This window comes from Actinoplanes sp. NPDC089786 (genome assembly GCF_040684855.1).
Classification (GTDB): Bacteria; Actinomycetota; Actinomycetes; order Mycobacteriales; family Micromonosporaceae; genus Actinoplanes.
In genome coordinates this window covers 2,078,442-2,093,951 of record NZ_JBFBGU010000001.1, presented here as the reverse complement: position 1 = coordinate 2,093,951, position 15,510 = coordinate 2,078,442, and the positions used below count along the sequence as shown (strand labels likewise).

General features: G+C 72.0%; 13 protein-coding genes and 1 pseudogene. 5 read left to right on the top strand and 9 right to left on the bottom strand.

Annotated elements, in window-relative coordinates; all coding sequences use genetic code 11:
* Positions 1-3,077 (bottom strand): Calx-beta domain-containing protein (locus tag AB0O15_RS10020; RefSeq protein WP_364316492.1); only part of this gene is annotated, 3,077 nt, incomplete at its 3' end.
* Positions 3,078-3,201: 124 nt separating this feature from the next.
* A complete protein-coding gene (locus tag AB0O15_RS10015) occupies positions 3,202-4,389 on the bottom strand; it encodes a hypothetical protein (protein ID WP_364316489.1) in 1,188 nt (395 codons plus the stop codon).
* A gap of 102 nt (positions 4,390-4,491) precedes the next feature.
* Between AB0O15_RS10015 and AB0O15_RS10010 the strand changes: the two genes are divergently transcribed.
* From AB0O15_RS10010 to AB0O15_RS09990, 5 genes are read left to right on the top strand one after another with little or no spacing between them, the layout of a single operon-like run.
* Positions 4,492-5,220, top strand: a complete 729-nt coding sequence (locus AB0O15_RS10010) for an alkaline phosphatase (RefSeq protein WP_364316487.1) — start codon at positions 4,492-4,494, stop codon at positions 5,218-5,220.
* Between the two features lie 12 nt (positions 5,221-5,232).
* Positions 5,233-6,033 carry a glycoside hydrolase family 16 protein gene (locus AB0O15_RS10005; protein WP_364316485.1) on the top strand — a complete coding sequence of 267 codons (801 nt, stop codon included), beginning with the start codon at positions 5,233-5,235 and terminating at the stop codon, positions 6,031-6,033.
* Positions 6,034-6,036: 3 nt separating this feature from the next.
* Positions 6,037-7,275: a hypothetical protein gene (locus AB0O15_RS10000; protein WP_364316482.1), complete on the top strand. Its 1,239-nt coding sequence runs from the start codon at positions 6,037-6,039 to the stop codon at positions 7,273-7,275.
* Positions 7,276-7,284: 9 nt separating this feature from the next.
* The gene (locus AB0O15_RS09995) at positions 7,285-7,983 is read left to right on the top strand and encodes a GNAT family N-acetyltransferase (protein WP_364316479.1); all 699 of its coding nucleotides are present in this window, start codon (positions 7,285-7,287) and stop codon (positions 7,981-7,983) included.
* A 60-nt stretch (positions 7,984-8,043) separates the two neighbouring features.
* On the top strand, positions 8,044-8,724 hold the full coding sequence (locus AB0O15_RS09990) for a hypothetical protein (RefSeq protein WP_364316477.1): 681 nt from the start codon (positions 8,044-8,046) through the stop codon (positions 8,722-8,724).
* Positions 8,725-8,734: 10 nt separating this feature from the next.
* Here AB0O15_RS09990 and AB0O15_RS09985 read toward each other — a convergent pair whose 3' ends face one another.
* The 7 genes and pseudogenes from AB0O15_RS09985 to AB0O15_RS09955 all read right to left on the bottom strand — a co-directional run bounded on the left by AB0O15_RS09985 (position 8,735) and on the right by AB0O15_RS09955 (position 15,493).
* The gene (locus tag AB0O15_RS09985; RefSeq protein ID WP_364316474.1) at positions 8,735-8,992 is read right to left on the bottom strand and encodes a GNAT family protein; all 258 of its coding nucleotides are present in this window, start codon (positions 8,990-8,992) and stop codon (positions 8,735-8,737) included.
* Between the two features lie 88 nt (positions 8,993-9,080).
* Positions 9,081-9,188, bottom strand: a pseudogene (locus tag AB0O15_RS09980) (GNAT family N-acetyltransferase); the annotation flags it as partial.
* 113 nt (positions 9,189-9,301) lie between these two features.
* A complete protein-coding gene (locus AB0O15_RS09975) occupies positions 9,302-10,186 on the bottom strand; it encodes a sulfotransferase (protein ID WP_364316472.1) in 885 nt (294 codons plus the stop codon).
* Entirely contained in the window at positions 10,183-11,691 is a 1,509-nt protein-coding gene (locus tag AB0O15_RS09970; RefSeq protein ID WP_364316469.1) for a polysaccharide biosynthesis C-terminal domain-containing protein, read from the bottom strand. Before AB0O15_RS09970 ends, AB0O15_RS09975 begins: the two co-directional genes overlap by 4 nt.
* Complete coding sequence (locus tag AB0O15_RS09965; protein WP_364316467.1) at positions 11,688-12,968, bottom strand: O-antigen ligase family protein; 1,281 nt, start codon at positions 12,966-12,968, stop codon at positions 11,688-11,690. The genes AB0O15_RS09970 and AB0O15_RS09965 overlap by 4 nt, the downstream gene beginning before the upstream one ends.
* Before the next feature lies 1 nt (position 12,969).
* A complete protein-coding gene (locus AB0O15_RS09960) occupies positions 12,970-13,881 on the bottom strand; it encodes a glycosyltransferase (RefSeq protein ID WP_364316465.1) in 912 nt (303 codons plus the stop codon).
* Positions 13,874-15,493: a hypothetical protein gene (locus AB0O15_RS09955; protein WP_364316462.1), complete on the bottom strand. Its 1,620-nt coding sequence runs from the start codon at positions 15,491-15,493 to the stop codon at positions 13,874-13,876. The genes AB0O15_RS09960 and AB0O15_RS09955 overlap by 8 nt, the downstream gene beginning before the upstream one ends.
* Positions 15,494-15,510: the final 17 nt, after the last annotated feature.

Below are 15,510 nucleotides of genomic sequence, written 5' to 3'. Positions count from 1 at the left end.
GTCGCAGTGAAGTCCTGCGGATCCGCCTGGTGGCTACCCGCATTGACAGCACCGGCCGCCACCACCGTGATCGCGATCGGGTCCTGCGTGACACCGGTCATCGTGCCCGTCACCGGCACCGTGCTGCCCTCGGCGCCGTCGACCGTGTTCAGCACCACGGTCGGCTCGGGGTCGTCGTCGACGATGGTGAGAGTCGCGGACACCGGCTGCGGCGCGTTGACCGCGTCGGTCTCGCCCGGGGCCAGCTCGATGCCGACGGTGGCGGTCTCGGTGTGTTCGAACACGTCGTCGTTGTTGATGGTGATCGGGACGACGAGTGAGGTGTCGCCGGCGTGAACCGTCACCGGGCTGGCCGGCAACTCGAAGTCGTCCTTGCCAGGTCCGCTCACCCCATGCGTGGCCGAGCCGTCGGTGACGGTCACCTTGACGTCGACGTCCTCGGCGGCCACGCGGTCGAGCTTGACGGTGAAGTCGGCCGTGCCCGCCGTGCCCTCCGCGAACGCGGCCGGGGCGACCAGGTCGTCGAGCACCGGCTCCTGGCCGGAGTCGTTGTCGGCGATCTCCACGTCGACGCTCGCCGGGGCGATCGGCGCGTCGCCGGGCGACGGGGTGGCCAGCTTGACCTTGAACAGCTCGGTGCGCTCGAAGACGGTGTCCTCGTTGATGGTCACCGGGATCGACTCGCTGACGTCACCGGCCACGAAGTCGACGGTGCCGGTGGCGGTGGTGTAGTCGCCGGGCTGCTTGGCGGTGCCGTCCTCGGTGGTGTACCCGGCGGTGATCCGCTTCTCGGTGGTGAGAGCCTGGTTGCCGTTCAGGCTGAAGCTCAGCGTCACCGGTACCTGCACGGTGCCGTCGGACTCGTTCTTCTGCAGCCCGGCCGCGACGATGGTCGGGGTCTTGTCGGCCGCGTCGTCGTTGATCGTCAGCCAGACCGGCGCGACGTCCGGGACGCCGGTCAGCGACACCTTGACCGTCTCGGCGTTCTCGTCGGCGGTGTCGGGGATCAGGTCGACGGTGCCGACCGTCCACGGGTTGCTGATGACGCCGGCCGGCAGGTTCACCGCGGCGAGCAGGTTGGTGGCGTCGAAGTCGCCCGGCTCGGCGGGGTCGCCGTTCGGCGGGGCGTCGCCCGCGGCGGCGAGCGTGATCGCGACCGGGTCCTGGGAGACGCCGGTGACGGTCGCGGTGATCGCGGCGGTCTGTGACTCGGTCCGGCCGGTCTGGGCCTGCAGCTCGACCAATGGGGCGTCGTCGTCGTTGTTGAGGGTGAGCGTCGAGGTCAGGTCGCCGGCCGCGACGGCGGGATCGTTCAGCGTGGTCGCCACCTTGATCGTGGCCGACTCCGGGCCCTCGTACACCTCATCGCCGTTGACCTGGAACGTCACGTTCGCGGTGGTCTGGCCGGCCGGGATGGTAACGGTGCTGCTCGGCGCCTCGAAGTCGTTGGCGCCCGGAGAGCCGGCCATGATCACCGCGCTGCCGGGTGTGGCGGTCACGTCCAGAGTGATCGAGCTGGAGCTCGGGTTGGTCAGCGCGACCTGGATGTTCTTGGTCTCCTGCGTGTCGCCCTCGGCCATCGTGAGGTCGGGGAAGGTCGACAGCTGCGGGAGGGCGTCGTCGTCGTTGATCGTCACCGTGTGCATGGCACCCGGCGCCAGGCTCGCGGTGCCGGCGGCGTTGGACAGGATGACCTTGAAGTCCTCGTTGGGCTCGTCCTTGACGTCGCTCTTGATCTTCACGGTGAACGTCTTCGTGGTCTGGCCCGCCGCGAAGACGAGTTCGCCCGGGGTGACCGCCTCGAAGTCCTCGTCCTCGGTGGCCGAGTCGCCCTGCACCGCGTAGCCGACCCGCACCTCGCGGCCGGAGGCGGCGCCGAGCGAGACGGTGAAGGTCTCGTCCCGGACGCCGACATTGCCCTCGGTCACCGACGCCGGGCTCATCGAGACCACCGGCAGGGCGTCGTCGTCGGTGATGTGGCCAGTGGCCTCCATCGTCCCGGCCGTGTAGTAGCCCTGGGTCGGCGCTCCCGGCGCGGTCAGCTTGACCTTGAAGTCCTCCGGGGTGAGCTCGTCGAGCGCGTCGGTCGTCGTGGGCACGGACACCGTCTTGATCGTCTCGCCGGGCGAGAACACGACCGACTGGTTGGTGACCGCGGTGAAGTCGGCCGACGACGCCGTGCCGGTCTCGGTGTTCGCGACCACGGTGACCACGCGCTTGGACGCCGCGGAGAGGTTCACCGTGAAGTCGATTTGGGTCCCCTCGGTTTCAGCGCCGGGCCCCAGGACGTTCACCGTCGGCATCGCGTCGTTGTCCGCGATCTGCACCTGGAGCGCCGGTCCGGGCGCCGCGGTGGTGTTGGTCTCGCCGGAGCCGGCCACCGAGAAGGTCTCCATGTCCTCCTCGTCGAACAGGTCGTCGTTGATCGGGACGTCGACGTAGCCGGTGGTCTGACCGGTCGGGATGGAGAGGGGGGTGTTCGTCTGTCCGGTGTAGTCGTCGGGCTGGACGGCGGTGCCGTCCGAGGTGCTGAGCGGGATCGTCACGGCACGGCCGGAGACCGCCGACAGGGTCGCGGTGATCCGTGCCGCGGGCACGTTCTCGTTGACCGATCCGATCACCGCATGGGTGACCGTATCGGTCATCGCCAGGGTGTAGGTGGGAGTCACGTCGTCGTCGTCGAGGATGCCCTGGGCCTCCCGGACGATCGGCTGCCCGCCGACCGTGCCGGTGAACTTGAGCGTGAATGTCTCGTCGTCCTCGTCCAGCGCGTCGGCGAGGCCCTGGACGGTGAACTTCTTGGTGGTCGCGCGGGTGCTGCCGGCCGGAAAGGACGTGGTGCCGCTGATCGCGGTGTAGTCCTTGCCCGCCTCGGCCGTGCCGTCCTCGGTGGTGTAGGTCAGGTCGAGCTTGTCCGGCGACCCGCCCTGGCGGACGAGCTCGAAGACGAAGGCGTCGTTCTCCACCGACTCCTGGTCGCTGGTGAAGTCGACCTCGCCGGCGGCGTAGGCCGGAGTGGCCACGAACACCGCGGGGACGAGACCGATGAACGCGGCGACCGCCGTCGCCAGGAGCATCCGGAGGGAGCGTCGAGCCCCCGAGGAGTAGTGCATGGCTCAACGTCTCCTTCAGGCGGAATCGCACGTACGTCGGACGTAACGTAACCGAAGGATTACTGGCAAAAGGCGCGAATAGATTTCTCTACCGGGCCCGGATACCGCTCAGAACCACCGAGAAGAACGCAATCGCCAACAGAACCGTCAGAACAGGAACCCACCACCACCACACGAGGTCCGGTGGTGGTCCGGCCGGCGGGGTACTGACCCACGGGCGCGCGCTCTTCGACCAGGCCACAAAGGCGTCTCCGACGGGGAGTACGCCGAACGCGTAGCGCCGGGTGTGCGGGGTGTCGATCGGCACCCCGGCGACGTCGGCCAGACCGGTCAGCGCGTCGGCCAGCCGGTCGTCACCCTGGACCCGGGCCGCACCCATGGTCACCGCCGTGGCCGACAGGCTCACGCCGAACAGCAGCGGTCCGGAGTCCACGTCGCCCTCCCCCGGCACCCCGGCCGGGAACTCGCTGATGGCCGGCCCGAAGGCGCGGAATCGCTCGCGGAACCGACCGTACTGCTGGGCGGCGAACGCCGGGTCGACGTCGACCAGGAACCGCTGGATCATGCTCTGCGAGGTGCCACGGGCCACCTCGATCGGCGCGCCGGTGTCCGGGTCAGCGCGGTGCGGCAACAGACCGGTCCGTGGGTCGAGCCGCTGCTTCGCCGCGGCCACCCAGCGGTCGACGGCCGGCTGGTAGCGCGGCGGGAAGAGTTTGTCGTGCAGCCGCAGCGAGGCGATGGCCACGGTGGAGTCGACCGGCCAGGACTGGCCCGGGTAGGCGGCCAGGAACGGCGTCGGCGAGGCGTCGAAGGCGGCGGCCAGCTCGGCGGAGTCACGCTCGAAGCGGGTCGCCTCCGGACCGGACGGGTCGAGGGCGACGATGCCGCCGCGCAGCCAGTTGCTCCAGCCACGGTAGAAGACGCCGAAGGACGGGATCAGGCCGGCGTCGAAGGGGGCGCGGCCGTCGGCCGAGTCGAGGGCGGCGAGGGCCCAGCGGGCGGCGGCCAGCTCGTCGGCGCGGTCCGGCGGCGGCTCGCCCCGGCCCAGGTCGACCTCGGTCAGGCCGTAGAGGGCGTACATGAAGAAATAGCCCTCGGGAAACATCGCCTGGGCGTCGTGGGCGGCGCCCGACTCCAGCTCGGACCGCACGAACGCGAGCTGACGGCGTACCGAAGCGGGGTGGTGATCGGCGACGACCAGCCGGACCGCCGCGATCAGCGCGCCCAGGCACACGGCCACGGCCAGTCCTGCCCGAAGCACCCGGATCATCCGCACGCGCCCGATGATAGGAAGCCCCGGCCAGGTGAAAGCGGGGACAGATCGCCGTTTCGGTCAGAGCCGTTCAGGCCGCGTTAAACTGCGGTCCTCACGGGGCTGATGGCGTGGGCCCTGACCACCGTTCACACATGTAGGACGACGGTCCCGGACTACGTGACCGACTCGGCCGCGTCCGGCACCGGCTGGGCGACCGGCCACAAGACCTACAACGGCGCCATCTCGGTCACGCCGGACGGGCGGCCGAAGCCGACCATCCTGGAGAAGGCCAAGACGGCCGGCTTCCGCACCGGCAACGTGACCACCGCCGAGCTCGAGGACGCCACCCCGGCCGTGCTCGTCTCGCACGTGGTCAACCGCGACTGCAAGGGCCCCGACGCGATGGCCACCTGCGCGGTCAACGACAAGGTCAACGGCGGCGCCGGCTCGATCGCCGAGCAACTGGTCGAGACCAGGGCCGACGTCACCGTCGGCGGCGGCAAGCAGTACTTCGACCAGAAGGTCAAGGCCGGCACGTACAAGGACCTGACCGTGCTGCAGCAGGCCCAGGTGAACGGCTACTCGATCGTCACCGGCCTGGCCGGCCTCCCGGCCAACCCGAAGGGCCCGGTTCTCGGCGCCTTCGCGCCGAACAACATGGACCTGGAGTGGGTGGGCCCCAAGCCGACCCGCACCGGGACCGCGCCGTCGCGCTGCGCCCTGAACACCGCCCGCAACGCGGCCCAGCCGCACCAACGTCACCATGCGGCGCGCGCTCGGCGTCTCTTAAGACCGGTTTCCCATTCGCTTCCGAGACGCTTCTCCAGGCTGCGAATGTGGAACTGGTCTTAGTACCGTGGCGGCGTGCGGCCCTTCCGGATCCTGGTGCTCCTCATCCTGATCGCGGGCTGCACGCCGCCGTCGCCGTCCCCGGACAAACCGGACGGCTGGCGCCTCGTCTGGGGCGACGAGTTCGACGCCCGGACGATCGACCGGACGAAGTGGACGATCCGGGACGGCGAGGGCCGCGACGTCGACCTCGGCTGCAACGTCGACGACCCGGCCAACTCCTACATCCGGTACGGCTTCCTGGTCATCCGGGGGCTGCGGAAAACCGTGCGCTGCGGGCCGGAGACGCGGCGGTACACGCAGGCGTACCTGGACACCATCGGCCGGGCCGCGTGGACCTACGGCCGGTTCGAGATCCGGGCCCGATCACCCCGGGCGGGCACGTCGGCCGGGATCTGGCCGGCCTTCTGGCTGCGGCCCGAGGACGGCGGCAAGGGCGAGATCGACGTGGTCGAGCTGCCGGGTGGCGACCGCTGGCAGGACCGGGCCACGGCGGCGATCTTCTACGACTACTCGCCGGTCAAACAGGACATCCGGGTCATGCTGCCCAGCGGTGGCACGCCCGGCGACGGCTTCCACACCTACCTCACCGAGTGGACGCCGACCGCGCTGACCTGGTCCATCGACGGCCACCAGGTGTGGCGGCGGGACCGGTCGACCACGCCGTTCTTCGACGAGATCTTCCACAAGCCGTACAACCTGCGCCTCAACCTGCAGGTCGGCGGCTGGCTCGGCGCCCCGGACGCGGCCACCGCCTTCCCCGCCGAATTCGTCGTCGACCATGTGCGTGTCTATCAACGCTCGCCTATGGTCTAGCCCGTGATCCCGCGTCAGCGAAGGCCGTCGGCTGAGCCCGAGTTCCCGCCCGGCGATCCGCGCTCGCGCACCGACGGGCTCGGCTGGGTCGCCCGGGCCGTCTTCCCCGACCCGATGCTCCGGCTCACGGTCGGCGATCAAGGGCCGCCGGCCGTCCGGTACGCCGTGCTGCCGTCCCTCGATGACGCGAAGTTCCTGCTCCCGCTCGCCTCGCGCCGGGTGACCGCGGCGTCGGTGCTGGCCTACAACGCGCTGCGGCCGCCCCGGGTCCGCGCCACCCGGGCCGTGGTCGGCGGCCTCGCCCGCGCCGGACTGCTCGGTCTCACCCGGGCCCCGATCCTGACCGTCACCGGCGGCCCCCTGCTCTGGGAGCACCTCGCCGACCTGCTCGGGACGCCGCGACTGCACGCCGCCATCGGCATCCGCCCGCCCGACCCGCACCACAAGCCGACCCTGCAACTCTTCGACGATCAGGGCCGGGCCCGGGGGTACGCCAAGATCGGCTGGAACGCCGGCACCCGCGCGATGGTGCGCGACGAGGCGGCGACGCTGGCGTCCCTGCCGCCACCGGCCGCCGACTTCCCGGAGGCGCCCGGGCTCCTGCTGCACACCCAGTGGCAGCAGCGGGAGATCGCGGTGATCGCCCCGATGCCCCGGCAGGTCCGCGGCGTCCGGCGACCGGCCTCGCCCCGGACGGCGGCCATGCTGGCGGTGGCCCGGGTCGCCGGGCCGCGGGCGCCGTTCGCGTCGTCGAGCTTCCTGGCCGGCTGGCGGCGGCGGGCCTCCGGCGCCGGGCTGGCCGCGGCCGAGTCACCGGGCGCGATCACCGTCGACGACGCGATCGAGGCGCTGGTGGCCCGGGACGGCGATCTCGACCTGGCCTTCGGGCACTGGCACGGCGACTGGGTGCCGTGGAACATGGGCCGCCACGACGGCCGGCTGCTGCTCTGGGACTGGGAGAACAGTGCTCCGGACGTACCACTGGGATTTGATCTGGCTCATCAGTTCTTCCAGATGGCGTTGTCGGGCGGCGCGGCGACCGGGCCGAGCGCGGCCGCCATGGACGACGCGTTGCGTGAGCACGGCCGGGAGCTGGGGCTGGACGAGCGGCGGCAGCGGTTCGTCGGCGACGCCTACCTGATCGAGTTGTGGCTGCGCGCCTATCAGCTCTCGGGCGGCGCGGGCTGGAACCGGCGGCTGCACCCGGCCCTGCTCGACACCCTCGCCGGGCGGCTGGCATAGCGTCGTCCCGTGGACGATTCGGTACTCGACAACCCCGCGTGGGCCGCGCTGACCGGGCCGCACGCGCACTTCGCGGAGCGGGCGGGCCGGGCGGCGCGCTACCCGGCCGACATGTCACCCTGGCACGCGCTGGACGACCCCGCCGACCCGGCGGCCTGGGCCGACGCGGCGACGCTGGCCGGGCCGGGCGGCAAGATCACGCTGATGGGGCCGTTCGACACGATCCCGGCCGGCTGGACGTTCTTCCGCGGCGTCGACGGCGTGCAGATGGCCGGCGACGGGGTGGCGGTCGCGCCCGACGCCGAGGCGGTGGTGCTCGGGCCGGCCGACCTGCCCGAGATCGCCGACCTGGTGCAGCGGACCGATCCGGGGCCGTTCGAACCCCGGACCGTCGAGATGGGTACGTACCTGGGCCTGCGTGCCGGCGGACGGCTGGTGGCGATGGCCGGTGAGCGGCTGCGCCCGCCCGGCTGGACCGAGATCAGCGCGGTGTGCACCGACCCGGCGTACCGCGGTCGCGGGCTGGCCACCCGGCTGGTCCGGGCGGTGGCGGCGAACATCCGGGGCCGCGGCGACGTCCCGTTCCTGCACACCGCGGCGTTCAACACGACCGCGATCCGGCTCTACGAGTCGATGGGGTTCACGCGGCGCGGCCGGACCCGTTTTGCCAGCTACACGACAGCGGGGGCGGCTGGCACGAAACCGTGAGCACACCGGCGGCGAGATCCAAGAAGCTGAACTCCTCACAACGAACACGGGAGACCTCGGATGTCGCACGTCAAGAAGATCGTCGTCGCGGGCCTGTCGGCCGGTATCGCTCTGACCGCGGCGGCGGGCTGCACCGGACCGGCCGCCCGGCCCGGCGCCGCGGGCCCGGCCGCCACGCCTCCTTCTTCCGCGCCGACCGCGCCGACCGCGCCGGCCACGCCTTCAGCTCCGTCGAAGCCCACCTCGTCGAAGCCGGCCAAGCCTTCGACGACCTCCGGGGGTAGTGGTGGCGGCGCGAGTGACAAGGTCACCTGGGCCAAGGTCGACTTCCGCAAGCAGATGTTCTACGACCTCAACTGCCCCGATGTTCCCGAGGCGAAGGGCCGGGCCCAGGTCTACAGCACCAAGCGGGTCGACCTCACCGGCGACGGCCGCAAGGAGGTCGTGGTCGCCGGCACCTGCGTCTACCTGAGCGGTGCGGACGGCGCCCACGTGCTCATCTACCCCGGCAACGACCGTGACATCGAGAACCTGATCCCGCTGGTCGACATCGGCCAGGACCAGGACCTGACCTCGGCCGCGGTGCGGATCGACGGCCGCCGGGTCACGGTCACCTCGAAGGCGCTGAGCAAGAAGGCGCCGACCTGCTGCCCCGACCTGCAGATCACGCAGACCTACAAGTGGGACGGCGGCACGTTCGTCCGCACGAACATCTCGCAGGTCAAGCTCCCGACCGAGTAGGCCCGGTCCGTCATACCCTGATCCGGGCGTGCCGGTGCATGTCGTGGCGGCCGTCGTCGTGGACGGCGGCGCTGCGCATGACGCCCTCGGCCTCGAAGCCGGCCTTCGTCGCCACCCGGCAGGAACCGATGTTGCGGGTCGAGTGATCGAGATACAGCCGGTGGAAGCCGGCCGGGCCGAACGCCCACGCGCTGACGGCCGCCAGCGCGCCCGACGCGACCCCGGCACGGCGTGCGGCCGGCACCACCCAGTAGGCGCAGCCGGCCACACCCGATCCGAAGTCGAAGCCCCGCGGCGATGCGGCCCGCGACCTCGCCGCCGCGGGTCACCGCCCAGTGGGCGCCGCGCTCCTGTTCCCAGTCGGCCCGGTAACCGTCGAACCAGCCGCGGACGTCATCCTCCGAGTCGGGCCGGTTGGTGTGCCAGCGCCGCAGCTCCGGATCCTGATAGGCGGCGTGGAACACCGGCGCGTCGGTTGCTTCCCAGGGCCGCAGGAGCAGGCCACCCGCCGCGGACAGCAGCGGCTGTGGTCGCGCCGACAGCGACCCGGCGGCGATGACCGGCGGCGTGGAGAGCGTCACCAGGGGAACGTCATGGTCAGGTGGGCCGCCAGGGCGGCGTTGTGCGGGGCGTAGAAGGCGGCCAGCTCGGCCCTCGTGGCCGGGTTCATCGCCGGGCTCGGCCGGGTGTTGTGGGCCTGGTAGGACGGCAGGTCGAGCGGTGGGAGGTTCAGGAAATCCAGGACCCGGGCGTACGTCGCGGCGGGGCTCGCGTAGAGGGACTCGCTGGGCAGGACGAGGAACTGGGACTCGTCGAAGCGGTCCAGCCACGGGTAGAGGTGGTCCAGGTAGACGCCGCGCTCACGGTAGGCGTACCAGTCGTAGGGTTGGGAGAAGTAGTGCGGGTCGACGATCATCTTGGCTCGTTCGCCGGCCGTGCGATCGGGCTCGGCGGCCAGCGCGTCCTCGAAGGAGAGCGGCTCGACGCCCTCGCCGCGGCGTTCCTTCCAGTGTGAGAAGGCGCGTTCGACCGGGTCGCGGAGCAGCACGATGATGCGGACCCAGGGCATCAGCTGGGCCACCCGGGCCGCCGCCAGCGGGTGGAACATGTAGAGCGGCGCGGCCTCACCCACCTTCGGCGGGGCGCCGTGCTTGCGTTCGAGCGCCGCCCGCTGCTTGGCGGTCGGGAAGTGCGAGCGGAACCAGGCCTCACCGCGGTGGTGGTTCTCCTCGAAGTAGTGGCTGGTCTTGGTGTTCCAGGCCGGGAAGAGGCGCGGAACCAGCGGGTGCTGCAGCAGGTAGTTCCACAGCGACGTGGTGCCGCCGCGCTTCGTGCCGATGATCAGGAAGTCGGGCAGCGGGCGCTGGTCGCTCGTCCGCACGCCGTACCGGACCAGCACCTCGCGGATCTGCTCGCGCGCCTGCCGGGGCGCGACGCCCTTGATGAGATCCTTCGCCGTCACCGTCTCCCCCTCAGCACCGCGGCGACCAACACGACCGGCAGGAGCAGGGCCAGCGCCGTCGCCAGCCCGCCCAGCCCGCGGCCGCCCGCGACCACGCCCGCCGCTGCGGCCAGTCCCGTCACCGCGGTCACGCCGGCGGCGGTGAGCCACAGCGGACGCGAGGATAGCGGCTCCCGCAAAGCGCGGCGGGCCAGCGCGGCGGCGATCACGTTCTCGGCGACGATGCCGAGCGACCAGGCCAGCGCGGCGCCCATCGCCCCGTACCTCGGGACCAGCAGCAACGCGGCCGCGACGTTCGCGGCCAGACCGGTCAGCGTCGCGTACAGGTGGCCCCGGCTGTTGCCGCTCATCAGCAGAACCGTCTGGGCCAGGCCGACACCGACGTTGACCAGCATCGCGCCGGCCAGCACGGCGAGCGGGCCGGCCGCCCGGGGGAAATCGCCGCCGAACAGGCCGAGAAAGGCCGGTGCGAAGACCGCGAGCAGAAGGTACGCGGGGAAGGACAGCGCCACGATCGCCTGCGTGGTCTTCCGGTAGAGCGTGGCGGCCTCGTGGCGCTGTCCCGCGCCTCTCCCGCCCAGGAGGCGCGAGAGGTGCGGGGCCATCGCCACCCGGAGGCCCTGCATGATGAGCAGTCCGGCGAGCGCATACCGGCCCGCGGCGGCGAAGAGACCGGCCTCGCCCGGGCCGCTGAGGGCGCCGGTGAGCAGCACGCCGACCCACATGCTGCTCGCGTCGACCGCCGCCGAGGCCGCGCGTGGCAGCGCATAACCCCAGAACACCCGCCACGCCTTGGGTTTCTTCGGTCTCGGGGCCAGGACGGCGCCGATGACCAGCGCCGCCGTGAGGGGGGCCAGCCAGGCGCCGAAGCCGAGCAGCAGGGAGCCGCCCGCGGCGACGAGCAGCGCCGGGCGGAGCAGCGGGACGAGCACGAACTGCACGGCGACGTAGGCGGTGACCGGCCGGGTGGCGCGGACCGCGGCCATCAGGACGGTGGCGGCGACGATGAGCGGAACGCCGCCGAAAGCCATCCGCAGGAGCGTGGGATCGGGCAGGTCCAGCGCGCGGGCCAGCGGCTCGGCAAGCGCCACGCCCGCGATCGCGACGAGCACCGCGACGCTGATGCTCGGGATCAGGGCCGTGGCGACGAGCATGCCGCGTTCGCGATCCGGTCGATTTTTGATCTTCGCGCGGCTTCCGCCGCCACCCCCACCCCGGCACTGGGTGGGTGTCACCGTAGCCGACGAACTCGATGGCTCGACCGGGTTGTCCACAGGCTGGAGGCGTGGCATGGCCCACATCAACGCCGTGTCGGCGCCCAGGCAGCAGACCGCCCCGGCGATCGTGACCAAGCCGATCACCGTGAACAGCACCCCGGCGCCGTCCACCCCGTACACCCGGGTCAGAACCGTGGTGAGCACGAACCCGAGCACGCCGTTGACCGCCGCCCCCGCCACCCCGATCGCGCCGCCCCGGGAGACGCGTCGCGCGTCCAGCAGCGTCATGTGGCACCCCGGTTGACCGGCCCGTCGACCGCCGCCAGCCCCAGCCCGATGGCGCCGAACAGCACGGCCAGGTTGGGGTCGACGTACGAGTAGAACGGCGTGATGATGACCGCGATCACCGGCAGCGAGCTGAGCCACAGCCCGGTCGGCGTGACGGCGGCGGCCATCCGCCGGGCGATCACCGCGAAGATCAGGTAGAAGACGATCGTGGCGGGGATGCCGTGGCTGTAGAGCAGTTGCCAGAGCAGGCCCTGGGTGCCCAGCGGCTCGGCCGCGTAGGTCGTGTCCACGGTGGTCGGGTGGCCGTACCCGATCAAGGGTGACCGCATCACCGCCGACCAGGTCTGCGCGTAGATGTCGAGGCGGTCGCGGGTGCTGGCGGTGGTCGACGTGCGGTTGTCGATCAGCTCGACCACGGGGATGAACAGGGTGATGATCCAGCCGGCGAGCACGATCACCGCGATCGGCAGCATCAGCCGTACCCGCCCGCGGGCGATCTCGCGGCCGAGCAGGTAGAGCAGGCCGGCGCCGAGGCCGATGAACATGCCGCGGTTGAGCGTGAGGTAGGCGGGGACGACCGAGAGCGGCAGCGAGACGAACAGCACGACGCGGGTGCGCCGGTTGCGGATCGCGGTGAGGCAGGCCAGGACGATGGGTACGAAGAAGCAGTACGCGGTGCCCCAGTTGTTGGTGTACGGGTAGGGCGCCGCCGGCCGGTAGATCGGGTTCTGGCTGGCCGGGTTGAACTCGGTCGACGACAGGGTGGTCAGCGCCGAGACGTAGCGTTCCGACGCGATGCCGTCCGGCAGCAGCAGCGCGAACGGGCTGGGCACGTGGAATGTCGGCGCCAGCACCCCGAACCAGCCCAGCGCGACCAGCCCGAGCCAGTAGAGGATCAGCGGGTTGGCGATCCGCGACCACGCCACCCCGTCGCGGGCCAGGTTGTAGACGTAGACGCCGAGCAGGAAGCCGGTCAGCAGGTGGCCGAGCCGCAGGCTGAAGACCAGCGCCGTGGTCGACTTCTCCAGGCGGATCGCGCTGATCGCCACCAGGATGAGGAACGCCAGCGTGAACGCGGTGCCGGCCGGTCGCCGGATGCGGCCGCGGGTGGCCATCAGGATGAACAGCACCAGGCCGAAGAAGGGCCAGACGAAGTAGAGGACGCCGAGGCCCCACCAGACCGGCATGAGCGCGAACATCGCGTACAGCGGCCACAGCGGCAGGCCGGCCGGGCGGACAAGCCAGGACTGCCGCGGCCGGGCGACCTCGATCGCCACCTCAGATCCCCTTGCCGCGCTTCTGGGCCATCCGCAGCACGCGGTCGCCGGAGAGCAGGCCGGTGATCACCGGGACGATGACCAGCGTCCGCTTCTCGCGGGGGTTGAGCCGCACCACCGCGGCGAGCTCACGGATCGCCTCGACGCGGCGGCCGCTGGAGGCCAGGGCGAACGCGATCTGGCCGCGGATGCGGGCCGTCCCGGCGCGGCTGCGGGCCAGTTCCGGGTGTTTGCCGAGCAGGTAGCGCTGGGCCTCGACGATGGTGGCCCAGCGGCCGAAGTAGAACGAGCCGCCGTGCCAGTCGACGGTGACCAGCGGCTCGCGGACGATCGCCACGTCGGTGTGCCGGCTGAGCCGGAGCAGCCACTCGTAGTCCTCGCCGTAGCCGCCGGGGATCTCCTCGTCGACCGGGCCGGCCGCCGCGAACGTGGTGGCGCGGACCAGCATCGTGCTGGAGTGCACCTCCATCACCCGGTCGGCGAGGAACTCGTCAAAGGTGACCCGGTCGCGGTCGAGCACCCGTTCCCGGTCGATGCCGGGGCCCTTGAGGCGCAGCCCGCAGCTCACCGCGCCGATCGCCGGGTCGTCGAGGAGCGCGACCTGGCGGGTGAGCTTGGCCGGGCGCCAGATGTCGTCGTCGTCGCAGAAGGCCAGCAGGTCGCCCGAGGCCGCCTCGACGCCGCTGTTGCGGCCGCCGGGCAGGCCGGGGGTTCGCGAGTTGTGCAGGAAGCGCAGCTTGCGGCCGGGGCGGTGGGGCATCTCGAACTCGCGGATCGGGGCGTGGTCGTACACCACCAGGCACTCGATCTCGCCGGCGTAGTCCTGGGCCAGGATGTTGGCGACCGCGCGTTCGAGCAGGCCCGGCCGGTCGCGGGTGGCGACCACGACGCTGACGGTGGGCGGGTTACGCACCCTTGCCGCCGGTGAGCACGAACCCGGCGGTCTGCGCGCCGGCCGAGCGGAGCCGGTCGACCAGGCGGGTCAGGTCGCGGTTGCGGGTGCGGTCGCGGGCCACCACGAGTACGGCCGTCCCGTACTGCGCCGCGCGTACCCCTCGTTCGTCCACGTCGGACGGCGGCGCGTCGACCACCATGACCCCGGCCATCGGCTGGTCGCTCAGGGCGACCAGCCGGACCACGCCGCCGCCGATCGCCACCACGGTGGGGCGCCGGCCGTCCGAGCCGTAGGCGTCGCCGAACGCGGGCGTGTAGATCCGCGGCGGGGCGAGCACGGACTGGCCGGTCTCGTGCTCGATGACCATGGTGGCCTCGGGGTCGTCGGCCTGCGGCGGCCCGGGCACCGCGGGCAGCAGGGTGACGCCCGGCGCCGGGGAGCCGTTGTGCCGTTGCGCCTCACCGGCCCGGAGCACCCGGGCCCGCGGCGGGGTGCGCTTCTGCGCGGTGAAGAGCACGTTCCGCAGGGTTTCGTGCAGTTCCGGGGCGGCGACCAGCCACACGTCCTGACCGGCCTCGGCGATCGCCACGGCGACGTTCACCGACACCGCGGTGCGGCCCTCGTCGTCCCGGCCGGAGAGCATGACCAGCGGCCGGTTGGGGTTGAGCCGGATCCACTTGAGCAGAGCCAGCGACACGTAGCGGGCGTCCGCCGCCGCGGCGTCGGCGGTGTGCCGGCCGGCCGCGCGCACGGTGCCCAGGGCGGGCACACCGATCAGGTCGGCGGCCTGTTCGAGGGAGCGGACCCGCCCGTCCAGCGCCTCCCGGGCGTGGGCCACGACGGCGCCGGCGAGCAGGCCGCCGAGCAGCGCGCCGAGCACGTAGAGCTGCCAGGCGTCGTGGCTGGAGGGCAGCGGCGCGCGGGCCGCGCCGGTGATGGCGCCCGGGGTCAGGTCGGCCGAGGCGATCTTCGCGCGCTGGTTGGCGAGCTGGGCGATCTGGTCGTTCAGCGCGGCGACCTGGTCGAGCATGGCCTGCGTACGCGCGGGCGTGCCCTCCTGGCCGTCCTCCTCGTCCGGGATGCCCTTCTGCGCGGCCTTCCGCTGGTCGGTGACCTGGCGCAGGGTGCTGTCGTAGGAGAGCAGCAGCCCCTCCCGCTGCTTCTGGTACAGCGCCTCGCGCACCTGCAGGTAGGTCTTGGCGGCGGCGTTGGCCCCGGCGATCGCGCGGTCCTCGGCGTCGTCGGCGTAGCCGAAACGCAGCACGGCGCCGCCGGTCGGCACCTCGACGCTGAGCGCCTCCCGCACGTCGTCGGCGTCTCGGCCCAGCGCGCGGGAGGTCGCGTCGATGACGTCGTTGCCCAGCGCCACGCCGGTCTCCGCGGTCATGTTGATGGCCCGGTCGGCGCCGCTGGACGGCAGCGTGAACGGGTCGGTCACCACCGGGCGCAGCACGACCACGGTGGTGGCGTGATAGGTGGCCGGCAGCAGGAGCAGATAGCCGGCCACGGCCAGGAGCATCAGGCCGGTGGCGGCGAGCACGATGCGCCAGCGGCGCAGCGGGATCCGGACGACGTCGGCGAAGCCGACCACCCGCTGCCGGTTACCGGCCACGGAATCCATGACATCCATGAGTTACTCCCTCTGCG